This is a genomic window from Streptomyces sp. NPDC048211, assembly GCF_043202315.1.
Classification (GTDB): Bacteria; Actinomycetota; Actinomycetes; order Streptomycetales; family Streptomycetaceae; genus Streptomyces.
The window spans coordinates 1,261,606-1,275,755 of the sequence record NZ_JBIDAD010000001.1; the positions used below are offsets into that span (position 1 = coordinate 1,261,606).

The window sequence follows — 14,150 nt, forward strand, 5'->3', positions numbered from 1 at the left end:
CGGCGGCCGCCCGCCCGCACTTTTCGCTCATTCGGGTTAGCTTTGAACCATGCGGAACAGGCCGTTCCCCTCTTTCACGGTCCCGGCACTCCTGGCGGGGCTTCTCCTCCTGCTGTCGGCGGTCGCGCTGCTCCTGGCCCCCGCCGCACCGGCGGCGCCCGGTGCCTCGACGGCGTCCACCGTCGACGAGGTCGCCCAGGCCCTGCGCAAGGGCCCGGTGTACGTCGATCCGGCCGCGGCCGGACAGCTCTCACGGAGCCAGGCCGACGCGCTGACGAAGAAGATCAAGGACGCGGACAAGCCCGTCTTCGTGGCCGTGCTGCCGCAGAGCCCCGCCTTCCCCGAGGACAGCGTGCTCCGCACCCTGCGCACCGACACCGGGATCACCGGCGTCTACGCGATCCGCCTCGGTGACGGTTTCAACGCGGGCGCCGACCCGCAGGTGATGTCGCAGCAGGCGGTCCAGAACCTCACCGCGGCCGTGAAGGCGCCCGGTGCGGACACGTCCGCCGCGGCCCAGCTGAACTCCTTCGTCGACCGGGCCGTGGAGCAGGCCCGCGGCAGCGCTCCCGGCTCCTGGGGCGGCGCCTCCTCCTCCCGCGGCGGCTCGGCCACCGCCGGACTGATCGCGGTCGGCGCGGTGGTGGTCATCGGCGGCGCGGGGGCGTACACGATCGTGCGCCGCAACCGCAGGCGCAAGGAGGCCGAGGAACAGGCCGCCCTGGACAAGCTCCGGGTCGTCGTCGACGAGGACATCACGGCGTACGGAGAGACCCTGGAGCGGCTCGACTTCCAGCCCTCGGAGCCCGGCGCCGACGACACGATGCGCGCCGACTACGAACGCGCCCTCGACTCCTACGAGAGCGCGAAATCCCGCATGGAACAGGCCCGGCACCCCTCCGACGTGCGCGGGGTGACCCAGGCCCTGGAGGACGGGCGCTACTCGCTGGCCGTCCTGGACGCGCGCCGCACCGGCGCCGAGCTTCCCGCCCGGCGGCCGCCCTGCTTCTTCGACCCGCGCCACGGCCCCTCGGTCGCCGACGTCCGCTGGACCCCGTCGGGCGGCACGGCCCGCGAGGTCCCGGTCTGCGGCGCCGACGAGGTACGGCTGCGGAGCGGCGAGGACCCGATGAGCCGGACCGTCGACATGGGCGACGGCAGCAGGCGCCCGTACTGGGAGGCCGGCCCGGCCTACGGCCCCTGGGCGGGCGGCTACTTCGGCGGCGGCCTGCTCCCGGGTCTGCTGGTCGGCACGATGCTCGGCTCGATGCTCTCCACCCCGGCCTACGCGGCGGAGTACGGCGGCGGCGACTTCGGCGGTGGTGACTTCTCCGGCGGCGACTTCTCCGGCTCCGACTTCGACTCGTCCGGCTTCGGCGGGGGCGGCTTCGGTGACGGGGGAGGCGGCGGGTTCGGCGACGGCGGGGGCTTCGGCGGGGGCGGGGACTTCGGGGGCGGCGGTTTCTGAGGACGCGGGGAAGCGGCGCGAGGACAAGCCCGGGCGGATCCGCGGATCCGCCCGGGTGCCCCGCACGGCGTCAGTCTCGGCGAGGGCTCCCCGCGGCTGCGATCAGCCGTCGATCTCGTACTGGCCGACCGTCCGGAAGTACCGCAGGGCCTCGGGGCTGCTGTCGTCGAGGACCGCCTGGATCGCGTCGTACATGGCGTCGCTGATGTCCGGGTTCGTGAGCATGCGGACGATGTACACGGAGTCGTCCTCGGCCTGGGCGAGCCGGTACCCGGTCCACCGGAAGTAGCTCACCACCTCGGGGCTGCTGTCGTCGAGGGTGGCGTTGGCCTCCCGGATCACCCTCTTGTCGCCGTTCTGCGTGGCGACGTAAAGGATGCGGACGACAGCGAAGGAATCGTCCTCGGCCTGGGCCTGCGCGTATCCCGTCTCGAGGAACGCACGCAGCGCTTCGGGGGTGCGGTTGTCGAGGAGGTCGTTTACCTCCTTGATCACCCTCTTGTCGCCGTTCTGCGTCGCCACGTTGAGGATGCGGAAGACCGTGACGGTGTCGTCCTCGGCCTGGGCCGCTGGGCAGCCTGTCTTCAGGAAGGCGCGCAGGGCGTCCACCGTGCCGCCGAGGGCCGCGTCGGCCTCGCGCCGGACGCCCTTGCCGGCGTTCTCGTCCGCGAGGATGTCCTGGATCGCGGCCCGGAGTTCGTCCTCCGTCATCTCGTCGACCGGAGTGCCGGTGTCGGACGGGACGGCCGGGCAGGCCGTGGCCGGCGTGGTGGTGACGGGCGTGGTGAACGCAACGGTCGCGGCCGGCGCGGACGCGGCGGTGGCGAAGGCCGGTGCGGTGAAGAGGAGAGCGGGCGTCAGAGCGGTCGCGGCTATCAGCAGGGCGGCGCGGGTCGGTCTCATCGAAGTGCCTCCGGAGTAAGGGTTGTCCGTCGGCAGGAATGATCCATGTATTGCCCACCCGGATCAAAGCGACCGACCGGCAGGAACGGCCGTCAATTGTTGCCGGGCGCACCCCTGTTGCTGAAGCCGGTGGCGGCGTCCGGGCCTGTGAGCAGGCAGGGTTCGTCAGGCGTCCGGCCGGGCGGTTTCCGCGCGCCGCCCGATCATCCCGTGTCTCGCGATGACTTCCGGGCGGCGCCGAAGTCTCATTGCCTGTACACCTGAACCACGGTCTACGAGGAGACAGTCACATGCGCATCGTCATCAGCGAGTTCATCAGCCTGGACGGCGTCGTGCAGGCGCCGGGCGGTGCGGAGGAGGACACGGACGGCGGCTTCGCCCACGGCGGCTGGTCGCACCCCTTCTTCGACCCGGAGGTGGTGGGCGGCTCGTTCGACGCCTCGATGAAGGGTGCTGAAGCCCTGCTGTTCGGCCGCCGCACCTGGCAGACGATGGCCGCGGCATGGCCCGGGCGGGCCGGCGACCCGTTCGCCGACCGGATGAACGCGATCGGGAAGTACGTCGTGACCGACACCCTGGGCGACGACGACCTGACGTGGAACAACACCGAGCGCATCCCCGGCGAGGAATGCGCGGGGCGCATCCGGGACCTGCGGGAGAAGGACGGCGGCGACCTGCTGGTCATGGGCAGCCCCACCCTCGTACGCGGTCTCCTGGCCGAGGGCCTCGTCGACGAACTCCGGCTGGTGATCATGCCGGTGCTGCTCGGCGGCGGAAAATCGATCTTCCCCGCGGACGGCGGGCTGCGCACGCTGGAACTCGTCTCGCACGCCACGAGTGACGCGGGCGTGCAGGTGTGCACGTACCGGCCGGTGGCGAAGGCCTGACCCCGCAGTCGCGGACCGGAGGCCGGGGGCCGTACGGAGCCACTCCGGGGGAGCGGCTCCGTACGGCCCCTGGGGCGCGCGGCGGTCAGGAGAGGTCGGTGATGACGACGCGCGCGGTCGTGCCGTCCTTCAGGGCCTCGTAGCCCTCCTCGATGTCGGCGAGGCCGATCTCCTTGGAGACCAGGTCGTCGAGGTTCATCCGGCCCTGGAGGTACATCGAGGCGTAGAAGGGGATGTCCCGCTTCAGGTTCGAGGAGCCCATGTAGACGCCCTGCACCTTCTGCGAGTTGGTCAGCGCGGCGATCGCGGACACGTCGACGCCCGCGTCGTTGCCGCCGACGCCGATCAGGTAGAGCCCCGCGCCCTTGCCGAGCATCTGCATGCCCTGGGCGGTGACGGGGCGCACGCCGACGAAGTCGAAGACGTGGTCCGCGCCGTTGCCCGTGATGTCGCGGACGGCCTCGACCGGGTCGACCGAGCGGGAGTTGACGACGTGGGTGGCGCCGAAGGCCTTGGCGCGCTCCAGCTTCCCGTCCTCGATGTCGGTCACGATGATCGTGCCGGCACCGGCTATCCGGGCGCCGCTGACCGCGTTCATCCCGACGCCGCCGGCCCCCATGACGACGACCGTGTCGCCCTGCCGGACGTTTGCGCTGTTGAGCACGGCGCCGGCGCCGGTGAGCACGCCGCAGCCGATGAGCGCGGCCGGGGCCCACGGCATGTCCTGGGGGACGACCGCGAGCTGGTTCTCGTGGATGAGGGCCTCGTGGGCGAAGCCGCCCAGGCCCATCCCCTGCGCCACCGGTGCGCCGTTCCAGCTCAGCCGGGAGGGCTGCTCCGGCGTCCGCAGCGTGGCCTCGGGGCGCAGGCAGATGTGGGTGCTGCCGCTGAGGCAGTTCACGCAGGAGCCGCAGTACTGGATGAGGCTGCCGACGACATGGTCGCCGACCTTGACCTGGGTGACCTGCGGGCCGGTCTCGGTGACCACGCCGGCTACCTCGTGGCCCAGGACGACGGGGAACTCACCGCCGATGAACGTGGCGACGCTCAGGTCCGAGTGGCACAGGCCGGACGCCTGCACCTGGATGCGGACCTCGTGTCCGATCGGGTCGGCGAGGTCGATGTCCTCCACGACGAAACCCTGGCCCAGGCCCTTGGTGACAGATGCCTTCATGATGCTGCTTCTTTCGTCCGAACCATCGGCGCCGCCGGGTGCGGCGATGCCGAGGAGAAGGCCGCGCGGGGTCCGGTGGGCTCGGTGAGCGGGCCGGTCCGGGCACGGTCGTGGCACGCCCGGTTCATGGGATATCGGGCCGCTCTGCCACGTTTCCGATTGAAGCACCGAATCGTCCGAAAGAAAAGAGACACCTGTTGATCAGAGCATGTGGGAGGGGGTGCGTTAGACTTCGGCCGTGTCAGGAGACCCGCAGGACCACCCACTTTCCCCGGCGTCCGACGGCCGCGCGCCGACGGGCGCGCCGAGCGGTGAGCCCGCGCTCGACGTGCGCGTCCGGCGCACCCGCAACCGTCTGCGGGAGGCCGTCCTGCGGCTGGCCTCCGAGCAGCCGGTGGAGAACATCGCGGTGGCGGACCTGGTGCGCGAGGCGGGCGTCAACCGGACCACCTTCTACAAGCACGCCGGCAGCCCGGCGGCGGTCCTGGAGCAGGTGCTGTACGAGGAGCTCGACGGGGTCCGCGCCGTGTGGATCTCCGACGTCCTGGCGGCCGAACTGCCGGTGCACGAGATCTGGGAGCGGGCCTCCGGTGCCCTGCTCGACCACCTGGAGCACCACGACGCGCTGTACACCGTCGGCCTGGTGGGCCACCGCAGCGCAGCCCTCCATCACCTGCTGGTCGAGCACTTCACCGCGTCCGTCTCCACCCTGCTGGAGCGCGATCCGGAAGCCGTCCCCGGCCAGGAGGGCCCGCTCGCCTGGCGCGTCGAGGCCGCCAGCCGGTTCATGGCGCACGGCGAGGTGGGCATCGTCGAGGCGTGGCTCTCGCTTCCCGCCCCGCGTGAGCGGCGCCTGTTCGTGTCCGCCGCCACGGCCCTGCTGCCCTCCTGGCTGATCCCGCGCCCGCGCTGAACACGGGCCGGCGGCCACCGCCCGGAGAGCCGGGTGGCGGCCGCCGGCCGGGTGCGAGGTTCAGGCCCGGCCGCCGTGGGTGCGCTCGAAGGAGGCGAAGGCCGTCTCCTGGCGCCACTGCGTCGCGGCCTTCGGGTTGTCCGCGAGGTAGGCGGCGCAACGCGCGCCCGGGCGGACGCTGCCGGGGCGGCTGCCGGCGCATGCCGCGACCGGGCGGTAGCCGGAGGCCGCGGAACCGGCGGCCCACAGGCTGCGGCCGTCACGGAAGACGTACTCCAGTGAGGCGCGGGCCAGGTCCTTCAGCGTGGTGTAGCCGAGGTCGTACGTCTGGGCGGCGTACTGGTACTCGTGGCTGATGTCGATCCGTGAGACGCCCGGGTCGTCGGTGGCCAGCACCACGGGGACGCCGTAGCGGCGGTAGGCGTTGAACGGGTGGTCGGCGCCCGCGATGCCGAGGATCTGCTTGTTGCTGGAGAACGGCACCTCGGCCGCGACGTTGCGCCGTGCCATGGTCCGGGCCAGCTGCCGCCAGTCGTCCTCGTGGACCAGGTCGACGCCGTGGCCGATGCGTTCGGCGCCGGCGACGCGCACGGCCTCGTTGATGTGGAAGGTCAGGTCCTCGGGCTTGACCAGGCCGGGGGCCAGCTCACCGGCGTGCAGGGTGAGGTGGGCGCCCGGGTACTGGCCCCGCAGGTACTTCAGCATCCGCATCTGGGTGCTGTAGTTGGCCAGCGAGCTGTCCCAGTCCTCGGGCTGGACGAGGTTGACCGCGACGAACCTCGGGTCGCGCTCCGCCAGCCGCATCCCGACCGCCATCTGGGTGAACACGCGCTGCAGGGAACCGCCGCGGGAGACCTGGGAGATCCACCTGACGGGCAGCCGGCAGCCCGGGTCGGGGCGCGGGGTGTCGCAGTGCGCGGTCGCCCGGAAGTCGGCGTCGCCGTCGTCGGCCTCCTTGACCGCCTCGTCCACGACCCGGTCGAGCTGCCCGCCGGCCAGGAGCTTGCGGTGGAAGGCGGCCGGATCGGGGTCGTAACCCACCTTGTCCGCGAGCGCCCTGGCGCTGTCCGATGCGGGTGTGACCATGGTCTCCAGATAGAACTGATTCTGCCTCACCACGGAGTTGGCCACGTTGGCCAGGAGCTTGCCGCGGTCCCAGGTCGCCAGGCCGAACTTGCCGAACGTGTCGAAGAAGTGGTCGTGCCCGGACTCGTCGGCCGGGAAGTCCTGCATCGACCAGGCCCGGATGATCTGCTGCCGGAAGGCGGCGTCCGTCCGCGCGTCGGCGGCGGGCCGTGTGCCCGTGCCACAGGGCGGGGCCACGGCCGTCATCGTCGCGTCGATGCACAGGCCCTTGTCGATCGCCAGCTTGATCAGGTACTCGGTGGTGGCCGCACCCGACAGGTGGTTGTGGAGGTCGCCTCCCTTGGGCAGGTCCTTGAAGAAGGCCCTCAGCCGCTCGGGCCTGTCGCCCAGGGAGTCGAGGTAGGCGGCGGTCCTGCGCTCGGCCGGTGTCACGGCGCGGGGCGACACGTACCCGGCGGCGCGCGGTGAGGCGTCGCTCGCCGGAGCGGCGGCGGCGGCCGGCGCTGTCGGGAGCAGGGTCAGCACGGCGAGCGCGCCGCCGAACCTGGCCAGGGCGGGGGACTTGGGACGGCGTGCCGTCCGATCGGTAGAGATCACCGCCGCATGATCGCGTCCCACGAGGGCATTTATCCGGGTAACCACGTCCTTGAGCGAAAACGTCCACCCGATCGAGTGCGCGGGGGTGGGCGTCAGTTCGGAAAACTTCTGCCGGGGGCCCGCCCTTTGCGCAGCTCAGCGAGACAGGGGTTGGTCTAGACCACTATTGGAAGAGGGAGGCTATTTACCGCACGTGTGCTTCTGTGGCTGACTATGTCGTGTTCGCGACAAGTAGACGCGCGTAGACCATCAAGGACGCGCGCGGCCGGATCGGGTCAGTCACAGAAGCGCACTCCCCCCCCACCACGCAGGAGGCCGCCATGTTTTCCCGGAGCGTTTCCCCCAAGCCCACCCAGAAGAGACTCACCGTGGCCGGTGTCGTCGGCACCAGCGCCGCGCTGCTGCTCAGCCTGATGTCCGGCGCCGCGTCGGCGGCTCCCGTGCCCGACAGCTCCGTGCCCTACGGCAAGGGGTACATGGGCGTCGGCTACCTCCAGGACAGCAAGGACTTCAAGCCGGACACCCGCCAACTGCACCTCGGCGCCGAGGCGGACGCCAACCTCAAGGCGAACCCCGTGGGCGTCGACGTCTCCAGCTGGCAGGGGGGCATCAACTGGAGTTCGGTCCGCGGGGCGGGAATCGAGTTCGCCTGGATGAAGGCGACCGAGGGCCTGACGTACAAGGACCCGACGTTCAGCGCCAACTACCTGAACGCCTACAACGCGGGGGTGATCCGCGGCGCCTACCACTACGCGCGCCCGGACGTCTCCGGCGGCGCGGCCCAGGCCGACTTCTTCGCGAGCAACGGCGGCGCATGGTCCCGCGACAACCTCACGCTTCCCGGCGTGCTGGACATCGAGGGCACCTGCTACGGCTACTCCCAGGCCGGCATGCGGCAGTGGGTCCTCGACTTCTACAACAAGTACAAGGCCCGCACGGGCCGCGACGTCGTGATCTACACCAGCCCGAGCTGGTGGAACTCGTGCACCGGCGGCTGGAGCGGCATGTCCGCCCTCAGCCCGCTGTGGGTCGCCCACTGGACCTCCGCGGGCAGCCCCAGCATCCCGTCGGGCTTCCCGTACTGGACGGTCTGGCAGTACAGCTCCACCGGCTCGGTGAGCGGTGTCTCGGGCAACGTCGACCGCGACCGCTTCAGCGGTGACCGCTCCCGCCTGCTGGCTCTGGCCAACAACACCCCGTGACGGTGGCCGCCGGAACCCACTGCCTCCTGCCGGGCGTGGCCTCCGCGTGAGGGGTACGAGGGCCGGAGCGGCCATCGGCGGCCGCTCCGGCCCTCGCGTTCCTTCTCAGGGGGCCGCCCGACCTCCCGGCCCCCTGGCCACCCGGCCGGGAGCCCGCCCGGTCCACGACAGTTCGCGAAGGAGTACGTCATGCGCTCGACACCACCCCTCAGCAGGCGGGGCGCCCTGATCGCCGGAACCGCCGCCCTGGCCGGCGGGCTGGGACTGACGGCCGGCGCGGAAGCGGCCGTACGGCCCCCCGAGGGCGCGCTCTCCCGCACGGCCGCGCTCTCCCCCCAGCAGCGCGCCGGGCAGTGCGTCATCCACTCCTACCCCGGCCTCACGCCCCCCGCCTCCCTGATGAACGCCATCAAGGAGGGCCGCACGGCGGGCGTGATCTTCTTCGGGGAGAACATCCAGAACCTGAGCCAGGTCGAGAGCGTCATCCAGTCGATGAACGCGGCCCACGCCTCGTCCCCCGTGAAGACCCCGCTGCTCCTGATGACCGACCAGGAAGGCGGCATGATCCGCCGTCTGCCCGGTGAGCCCGTCATGTCGGCCAAGGACGTCGGCGCCTCCGCCGACCCGCACCAGTGGGCCGACTTCACCGGCAGCGGCGCGGGGATGAACCTCGCGGGCATCGGCATGAACGTCAACCTCGCGCCGGTTCTCGACGTCTACCGCCAGAACGGCGACTTCACCGACCAGTACGAGCGGTCCTACAGCAAGTCCGCCGCCGCCGTCGCCAGTTGCGGTTCGGCCTTCATCAGCGCCCAGCAGGGCGTCGGCGTCGCCGCGACCGCCAAGCACTTCCCCGGTCTCGGCCCCGCGTCCGCGAGCCAGAACACGGACCTCCGCCCCGTCACGATCACCACCTCCGCGGCCACCCTCCGCAGCGTGGACGAGGCACCGTACCGGGACGCCATCGCCGCCGGCACCAAGCTCGTCATGCTGTCCTGGGCCGTCTACACCGCCCTGGACGCCGCCCGCCCCGCCGGCCTGTCCCCGACGGTCGTCGGTGAACTGCGCAACCGGCTCGGCTACACCGGAGTCACGATCACCGACGCCCTGGAGGCCGGTGCGCTCCAGTCCTTCGGCAGTACGTCGCAGCGCGCCGTCGCGGCCGCCTCCGCGGGAATGGACCTGGTGCTCTGCTCGTCCCGCAGCGTCTCCCAGGGCGACGAGGCGGTGACCGCCCTGAGCGACGCCCTGACCTCGGGCCGGCTCGACGGTGCGGCCTTCGACGCCGCCGCCGCACGCGTGGCCGCTCTCCGCGCCGGGCTGTAACGGGCGCACCCGCCCCTCCCGGCCGCGCGCTGCCCCGAGCGCGCCGGTGCTCCGCGCCCGGGGAGTCCGCCGGATGCGCGCGGTCAGGGATGGACCCACCCGCCGCCCCTCCGTAGGCTGGTGATCACCTACGAAGGGGGGGCGGGATGAACGGCAATCCGCTGTACTACTGGATCGTGCTGAGCGTGTGCACGGTGCTCATACTGCCGATCGCGGTGTCGGTACTGGCGGGGTGGACGCCGCCGTGGACGCGACACCGGCAGGCCGGGACGCGGCTTCGCGCCTACGGCACCATGTGCATCTACGCGCTCATGCTCGTCAACGTCATCCCCCGCATCGCCGACGCCTCGTTCGGGACGGTCATGGCCTTCACGAACGCCGGCTTCGGGTTCACCGCCGCCGCCGCGGTCCTCTTCCTGCTCTCGGCACGCAGGGACGCGCGCGCCCGGCCGGCCGGTCCGGGCGAGCCCCGGGAAAGCTGATGCCGGGGAGGGCCGCCGACGCCCTGCCCATGCCCCTGCCCGGGAGCGCCGCCGATGTCGTCCGCGCCTGGGACGCTCGCGCCGACCTCTATCTCCGGCTCTTCCGCGACGAGTTGGACGGCAAGCCCTTCGACCGCGAGGTTCTCGACGCGTTCGCCGGGCGAGTCACCGGGGGCGGCCGGGTGTACGACGCCGGTTGCGGCCCTTGCGGCCATGTCACGGAACTCCTCGCCGCCCACGGCCTCGACGTGCTCGGCATCGACCTGTCACCGCGCTGCGTCGCCCTTGCGAGGCGGGAGAAGCCCGGCTGCCGGTTCGCGGTCATGGACCAGCGGGACATCGCGGGGGAGCGGCTGGACGGGCTGGTCTCGTACTACTCGCTCCACGACCAGCCCAGGAGCGGCCTCCCCGCCACACTGACCTCGTGGGCCGCGGCTCTACGGCCGGGCGGTCAGCTGCTGATCGTAGCGAAGGAAGGGACCGGCGACGGCGTGATCGACGATCCGCTGGGGAGCGGTCTGCGCGTGTACTGGGCGGAGTTCACGGAGTACGGGCTCCGCGCCGCGGCCGGGGCCGCCGGGTTCCGGATCGACGCCTGCACGGTGCGTGAGGCGTACGGCGACGAGATCCCGACACGCCGCATCTACCTGGCGGCCACCCGCGAGGCCCTCACAGCGCCGCGCTGAGAAAAGCGGACCAGGCGTGCGGGGGAACGGTGAGGAAGGGACCGTCGGTGACCTTGGAGTCGCGGATGTGCACGGCGGCGGCGTGGGCGGAGACGTCTACGCAGTTTCCGCCTTCACTGGCGCTGAAACTGGACTTGTGCCAGTCGTAGGCGACTTCGAGGCAAGCCCCGCCCTGGTCGCTGCTGTAGCTGGATTTGAACCAGCTGAGGCCTGCTCCACGTGCCGCGCGAGTCATGTCTCTCCAAGCAGTTCGTCCAGTAGGCGCACGCTGTTCTCGATCGGAAGCGCCTGCGAACGCAGCATCCCATACTTCAACTGGAGCACGCTGACATCATCCGGGTCATCGTGGAGGACACTTGTCAGCTGGCCCTCGACGTATCCAAGGTGATCGTGATCGGGCGTCTCCAGCAGAACCATCGGACCCGCGAGGCCAGCGTGCTTGGGGAGGGCCATCGGTACGATCTGCACGTTGAGGAAAGGTAGTTCAACGCACTGGCGCAGGTGGCGGACCTGGTCGTGCAGCACTTGGGCGCTGCCGATTCTGCCGCGCAGAATGCTCTCCTCCATCAGGAAATGCAGAATGGGCGGCGGCTTGCGCGTAAGCAGCTTCTGTCGGTCGAGCCGGGCGGTTACCCACTCTTCTTGCTCTGCCGCATCAATGGGTGGGAAGAGGCAGGAAAAGACGAACCGGGCGTACTCCTCGGTCTGGAGTAATCCCGGTACCACCTGGGTCTCGTACCAGTGGAGGCTCACCGCCTTCTGTTCGTAGTCCACGAAGTCCTGTACGAAGGCAGGAAAACGCTCCTTCTGTGGCACCTTCGCCACCGCGACCTGCAACACCCCCTTCGTGCCCAGCAGTTCGTCCAGCCGGCAGGCGAAGTCCGCCTGAAGGGGCCGCCGCCCCTGCTCGATCGACGCGATCGTGTCCTCGCCCACGCAGAACTGCTCCGCGAGCGCCGACTGGGTCATCCGGGCCGCCTTGCGGAAGGTGGCGAGCTGGGCGCCGATCACGTGCCAGGACGTGACGCGCTTGTTCCTTTTGGCCGACTGCATGCAGTGCCTCTCCCCGTAACGGACCCCGGACGACCCGTCAGAGGTCGTACAGCCGCGCTGTACGACCTGACGCACTGATCAACCGTAGTGACCGTGTGTGACCTTCGCCTCATGAATGAGACAACTCGACTGCCCTGCTTCCGCGAGGCGTTCTACCGGCGTGAACGCAGGTCGATCCCGCTCGTACGGAGGTTCGTGCGTGAGGCGCTGGCCGACTGGGCGTGCGGGGTGGACACGGAGGACGTGCTGCTCTGCGTGAGCGAGCTCGCGACCAACGCGCTCGTCCACGGGGTTCCGCCGGGCCGGGGGTTCCGTATCCACCTCTTATGGGAGCGGGGCGGCGGCAGGCTCCGTGTCGAGATGCACGACAGCGGCGACGGCGAGGTGCCGGCCGCCGGTCATCCCGCGCCCGACGCGGAGGGCGGGCGCGGTCTGCTGCTGGTCTCGGCACTCGCCGATGCGTGGGGTGTGGGGGAACGCAGTCCCGGCAAGGTCGTCTGGTGCGAGTTTGCCGCTTCGGCAAGGATCTTTGCCGAATGTGAGCCCGGCGCGCACCATCTTCCGTAGATGGAGGTGTTTCGCATGAGCGACATGACGACGCAGACGTACGACGTGGTGGTGATCGGCGGCGGTGCGGCCGGGCTGGCCGGGGCGCTGTCCCTGGGGCGGGCCCGGCGGTCGGTGCTGGTGATCGACGCGGGCAGCCCGCGCAACGCCCCCGCGTCCCACGTGCACAACTACCTCGGCCGCGAGGGCACCCCGCCCGCCGAACTCGTGGCCGTCGGCCGTAAGGAAGCGGCCGGATACGGGGCCGAGATCGTCGAGGGCGAGGTGACGTCCGCCGAGAGGCTGCCCGGCGGGGCCGGGTTCCGCGTCGTGCGGGGGGACGGGACCGTCGTCACCGCGCGACGCCTCCTCGTCACCACCGGGCTCGTCGACGAGCTCCCGTCGATCCCCGGTCTGGCCGAGCGCTGGGGCCAGGACGTCCTGCACTGCCCGTACTGCCACGGCTGGGAGGTCCGGGACGCGGCGATCGGCATCGTGGCGCTGACACCGATGGCCGTGCACCAGGCACTGCTCTGGCGGCAGTGGAGCGCCGACGTCACCCTCTTCCTCCACAACGCGCCCGAGCCGAGCGACGAGGAGTACGAGCAGCTCGCCGCGCGGAACATCGCCGTGGCCGACGGTGAGGTGACCGGGCTGGAGGTGAGCGACGACCGTCTCACCGGGGTGCGGCTGGCCGGTGGCCGGGTCGTACCGCGCGAGGCCGTCGTGGTCCAGCCTCGGTTCACGGCGCGGTCCGGGGTGCTCGACGGCCTCGGGCTGCACGCCACGCCGCTGGAGATGGGCGGCCACACTCTCGGTACGTACATCGCCGCCGATCCGACCGGGGCGACGGAGGTGCCGGGTGTGTGGGTGGCCGGTAACGTCGCGAGTCTGATGGACCAGGTCATCGGCGCCGCCGCGGCGGGGCTGAAGGCCGGTGCCGCCATCAACGCCGACCTCGTCGCCGAAGACACCCGCCGCGCGGTCGAGGCCCGCCGCGCGCCCTTCTCGGCCGAGGCCGAGCGCCAGGTCTGCGAGAAGACCCTCGGAAACCGCCGTCACGGACTGCAGGAGACACGATGACAACCGACAGCACAGTGCCCGACGCGGCCGAGGTGTCCGACGCCGAGCTCTGGGACGAGCGGTACCGCGAGAGCCGCCGCATCTGGAGCGGCAACCCCAACGCCGCACTCGTCCGCGAGGTGGAGGGGCTGGCCCCCGGGCGCGCCCTGGACCTCGGCTGCGGCGAGGGGGCCGACGCGGTCTGGCTGGCCCGCCGGGGCTGGCAGGTCACCGCCACCGACATCTCCCGCGTCGCCCTGGACCGGGCCGCCGAGCATGGGGCCGAGGCAGGGGTCGCCGACCGTGTCGACTGGCAGTTCCACGACCTCGGGGTCTCCTTCCCCGAGGGGGAGTACGACCTGGTCTCCGCGCAGTTCCTGCACTCCATGGGCGACCTGCCGCGCGAGCGGATCCTGCGCCGCGCCGCCGAGGCGGTGGCCCCCGGCGGGGTGCTCCTGATCGTCGGCCACGCCGGCTTCCCGTCCTGGGAGCACGACCACGCGGACATGGAGCTTCCCACCACGGACGAGGTGCTCGCCTCCCTCGACCTTGCCGAGGGGGAATGGGACGTGCTGGTCAGTGCGGAACACGAGCGCGTACAGAACGACCCGGACGGGAACCCGACCACCCGTACCGACAACGCGCTGAAGGTGCGCCGCCGCTGACGCCAGGTCATGCGCGGCGGCTGAGCCGGGGTGACGGGACACGCCCGTCCCGTCACCCCCGCTCGTACAGGTCATAGGCTGACCTATATGGCTCCTACTG

15 protein-coding genes are annotated in these 14,150 nt (G+C 71.2%); 10 read left to right on the forward strand and 5 right to left on the reverse strand.

Going from position 1 to position 14,150, the window contains the following annotated elements:
- Positions 1–49: 49 nt before the first annotated feature.
- Positions 50–1,468, forward strand: a complete 1,419-nt coding sequence (locus tag ACGFZA_RS05750; RefSeq protein ID WP_393677341.1) for a hypothetical protein — start codon at positions 50–52, stop codon at positions 1,466–1,468.
- Positions 1,469–1,570: 102 nt separating this feature from the next.
- Here the strand turns inward: ACGFZA_RS05750 and ACGFZA_RS05755 are convergent, their stop codons facing one another.
- On the reverse strand, positions 1,571–2,371 hold the full coding sequence (locus ACGFZA_RS05755) for an ALF repeat-containing protein (RefSeq protein ID WP_385284012.1): 801 nt from the start codon (positions 2,369–2,371) through the stop codon (positions 1,571–1,573).
- 290 nt (positions 2,372–2,661) lie between these two features.
- Here ACGFZA_RS05755 and ACGFZA_RS05760 point away from each other — a divergent pair, with 290 nt between their 5' ends.
- Complete coding sequence (locus ACGFZA_RS05760) at positions 2,662–3,258, forward strand: dihydrofolate reductase family protein (protein ID WP_385284009.1); 597 nt, start codon at positions 2,662–2,664, stop codon at positions 3,256–3,258.
- Positions 3,259–3,343: 85 nt separating this feature from the next.
- Here the strand turns inward: ACGFZA_RS05760 and ACGFZA_RS05765 are convergent, their stop codons facing one another.
- Positions 3,344–4,432 carry a zinc-binding dehydrogenase gene (locus ACGFZA_RS05765; RefSeq protein WP_393677343.1) on the reverse strand — a complete coding sequence of 363 codons (1,089 nt, stop codon included), beginning with the start codon at positions 4,430–4,432 and terminating at the stop codon, positions 3,344–3,346.
- Between the two features lie 238 nt (positions 4,433–4,670).
- On the opposite strand from ACGFZA_RS05765, the gene ACGFZA_RS05770 reads away from it, so the two are divergent.
- Positions 4,671–5,345 (forward strand): TetR/AcrR family transcriptional regulator, encoded by a 675-nt coding sequence (locus tag ACGFZA_RS05770; protein ID WP_393677346.1) that lies wholly within the window; start codon positions 4,671–4,673, stop codon positions 5,343–5,345.
- Positions 5,346–5,405: 60 nt separating this feature from the next.
- Here ACGFZA_RS05770 and ACGFZA_RS05775 read toward each other — a convergent pair whose 3' ends face one another.
- The gene (locus ACGFZA_RS05775; protein WP_393677348.1) at positions 5,406–7,028 is read right to left on the reverse strand and encodes an adenosine deaminase; all 1,623 of its coding nucleotides are present in this window, start codon (positions 7,026–7,028) and stop codon (positions 5,406–5,408) included.
- A 320-nt stretch (positions 7,029–7,348) separates the two neighbouring features.
- Here ACGFZA_RS05775 and ACGFZA_RS05780 point away from each other — a divergent pair, with 320 nt between their 5' ends.
- The 4 genes from ACGFZA_RS05780 (at position 7,349) to ACGFZA_RS05795 (ending at position 10,724) form a co-directional block, all read left to right on the forward strand.
- Positions 7,349–8,230 (forward strand): GH25 family lysozyme, encoded by an 882-nt coding sequence (locus tag ACGFZA_RS05780; RefSeq protein WP_385283999.1) that lies wholly within the window; start codon positions 7,349–7,351, stop codon positions 8,228–8,230.
- Between the two features lie 189 nt (positions 8,231–8,419).
- Complete coding sequence (locus ACGFZA_RS05785) at positions 8,420–9,556, forward strand: glycoside hydrolase family 3 N-terminal domain-containing protein (protein WP_393677351.1); 1,137 nt, start codon at positions 8,420–8,422, stop codon at positions 9,554–9,556.
- 146 nt (positions 9,557–9,702) lie between these two features.
- Positions 9,703–10,038: a hypothetical protein gene (locus ACGFZA_RS05790; RefSeq protein ID WP_385284671.1), complete on the forward strand. Its 336-nt coding sequence runs from the start codon at positions 9,703–9,705 to the stop codon at positions 10,036–10,038.
- Positions 10,038–10,724 (forward strand): class I SAM-dependent methyltransferase, encoded by a 687-nt coding sequence (locus ACGFZA_RS05795; RefSeq protein WP_393677354.1) that lies wholly within the window; start codon positions 10,038–10,040, stop codon positions 10,722–10,724. The genes ACGFZA_RS05790 and ACGFZA_RS05795 overlap by 1 nt, the downstream gene beginning before the upstream one ends.
- Here ACGFZA_RS05795 and ACGFZA_RS05800 read toward each other — a convergent pair.
- A complete protein-coding gene (locus ACGFZA_RS05800; protein ID WP_385284677.1) occupies positions 10,708–10,959 on the reverse strand; it encodes a DUF397 domain-containing protein in 252 nt (83 codons plus the stop codon). The genes ACGFZA_RS05795 and ACGFZA_RS05800 overlap by 17 nt on opposite strands.
- Positions 10,956–11,777 (reverse strand): helix-turn-helix domain-containing protein, encoded by an 822-nt coding sequence (locus tag ACGFZA_RS05805; RefSeq protein ID WP_385284680.1) that lies wholly within the window; start codon positions 11,775–11,777, stop codon positions 10,956–10,958. The genes ACGFZA_RS05800 and ACGFZA_RS05805 overlap by 4 nt, the downstream gene beginning before the upstream one ends.
- A 111-nt stretch (positions 11,778–11,888) precedes the next feature.
- On the opposite strand from ACGFZA_RS05805, the gene ACGFZA_RS05810 reads away from it, so the two are divergent.
- Genes ACGFZA_RS05810 through ACGFZA_RS05820 form a run of 3 tightly spaced genes read left to right on the forward strand, consistent with a single transcriptional unit; the run spans position 11,889 to position 14,050 of the window.
- Positions 11,889–12,344, forward strand: coding sequence for an ATP-binding protein (locus tag ACGFZA_RS05810; protein WP_385284683.1), 456 nt, complete (start codon positions 11,889–11,891; stop codon positions 12,342–12,344).
- Positions 12,345–12,368: 24 nt separating this feature from the next.
- Positions 12,369–13,406: an NAD(P)/FAD-dependent oxidoreductase gene (locus tag ACGFZA_RS05815; RefSeq protein WP_393677656.1), complete on the forward strand. Its 1,038-nt coding sequence runs from the start codon at positions 12,369–12,371 to the stop codon at positions 13,404–13,406.
- Complete coding sequence (locus ACGFZA_RS05820) at positions 13,403–14,050, forward strand: SAM-dependent methyltransferase (RefSeq protein WP_385284685.1); 648 nt, start codon at positions 13,403–13,405, stop codon at positions 14,048–14,050. The genes ACGFZA_RS05815 and ACGFZA_RS05820 overlap by 4 nt, the downstream gene beginning before the upstream one ends.
- Positions 14,051–14,150 lie beyond the last annotated feature (100 nt).

Coding starts and splice junctions, on each gene's coding strand:
- ACGFZA_RS05750 (WP_393677341.1), top strand. CDS start 50: ATGCGGAACAGGCCGTTCCCCTCTTTCACGGTCCCGGCACTCCTGGCG.
- ACGFZA_RS05755 (WP_385284012.1), bottom strand. CDS start 2,371: ATGAGACCGACCCGCGCCGCCCTGCTGATAGCCGCGACCGCTCTGACG.
- ACGFZA_RS05760 (WP_385284009.1), top strand. CDS start 2,662: ATGCGCATCGTCATCAGCGAGTTCATCAGCCTGGACGGCGTCGTGCAG.
- ACGFZA_RS05765 (WP_393677343.1), bottom strand. CDS start 4,432: ATGAAGGCATCTGTCACCAAGGGCCTGGGCCAGGGTTTCGTCGTGGAG.
- ACGFZA_RS05780 (WP_385283999.1), top strand. CDS start 7,349: ATGTTTTCCCGGAGCGTTTCCCCCAAGCCCACCCAGAAGAGACTCACC.
- ACGFZA_RS05785 (WP_393677351.1), top strand. CDS start 8,420: ATGCGCTCGACACCACCCCTCAGCAGGCGGGGCGCCCTGATCGCCGGA.
- ACGFZA_RS05790 (WP_385284671.1), top strand. CDS start 9,703: ATGAACGGCAATCCGCTGTACTACTGGATCGTGCTGAGCGTGTGCACG.
- ACGFZA_RS05795 (WP_393677354.1), top strand. CDS start 10,038: ATGCCGGGGAGGGCCGCCGACGCCCTGCCCATGCCCCTGCCCGGGAGC.
- ACGFZA_RS05800 (WP_385284677.1), bottom strand. CDS start 10,959: ATGACTCGCGCGGCACGTGGAGCAGGCCTCAGCTGGTTCAAATCCAGC.
- ACGFZA_RS05805 (WP_385284680.1), bottom strand. CDS start 11,777: ATGCAGTCGGCCAAAAGGAACAAGCGCGTCACGTCCTGGCACGTGATC.
- ACGFZA_RS05810 (WP_385284683.1), top strand. CDS start 11,889: ATGAATGAGACAACTCGACTGCCCTGCTTCCGCGAGGCGTTCTACCGG.
- ACGFZA_RS05815 (WP_393677656.1), top strand. CDS start 12,369: ATGACGACGCAGACGTACGACGTGGTGGTGATCGGCGGCGGTGCGGCC.
- ACGFZA_RS05820 (WP_385284685.1), top strand. CDS start 13,403: ATGACAACCGACAGCACAGTGCCCGACGCGGCCGAGGTGTCCGACGCC.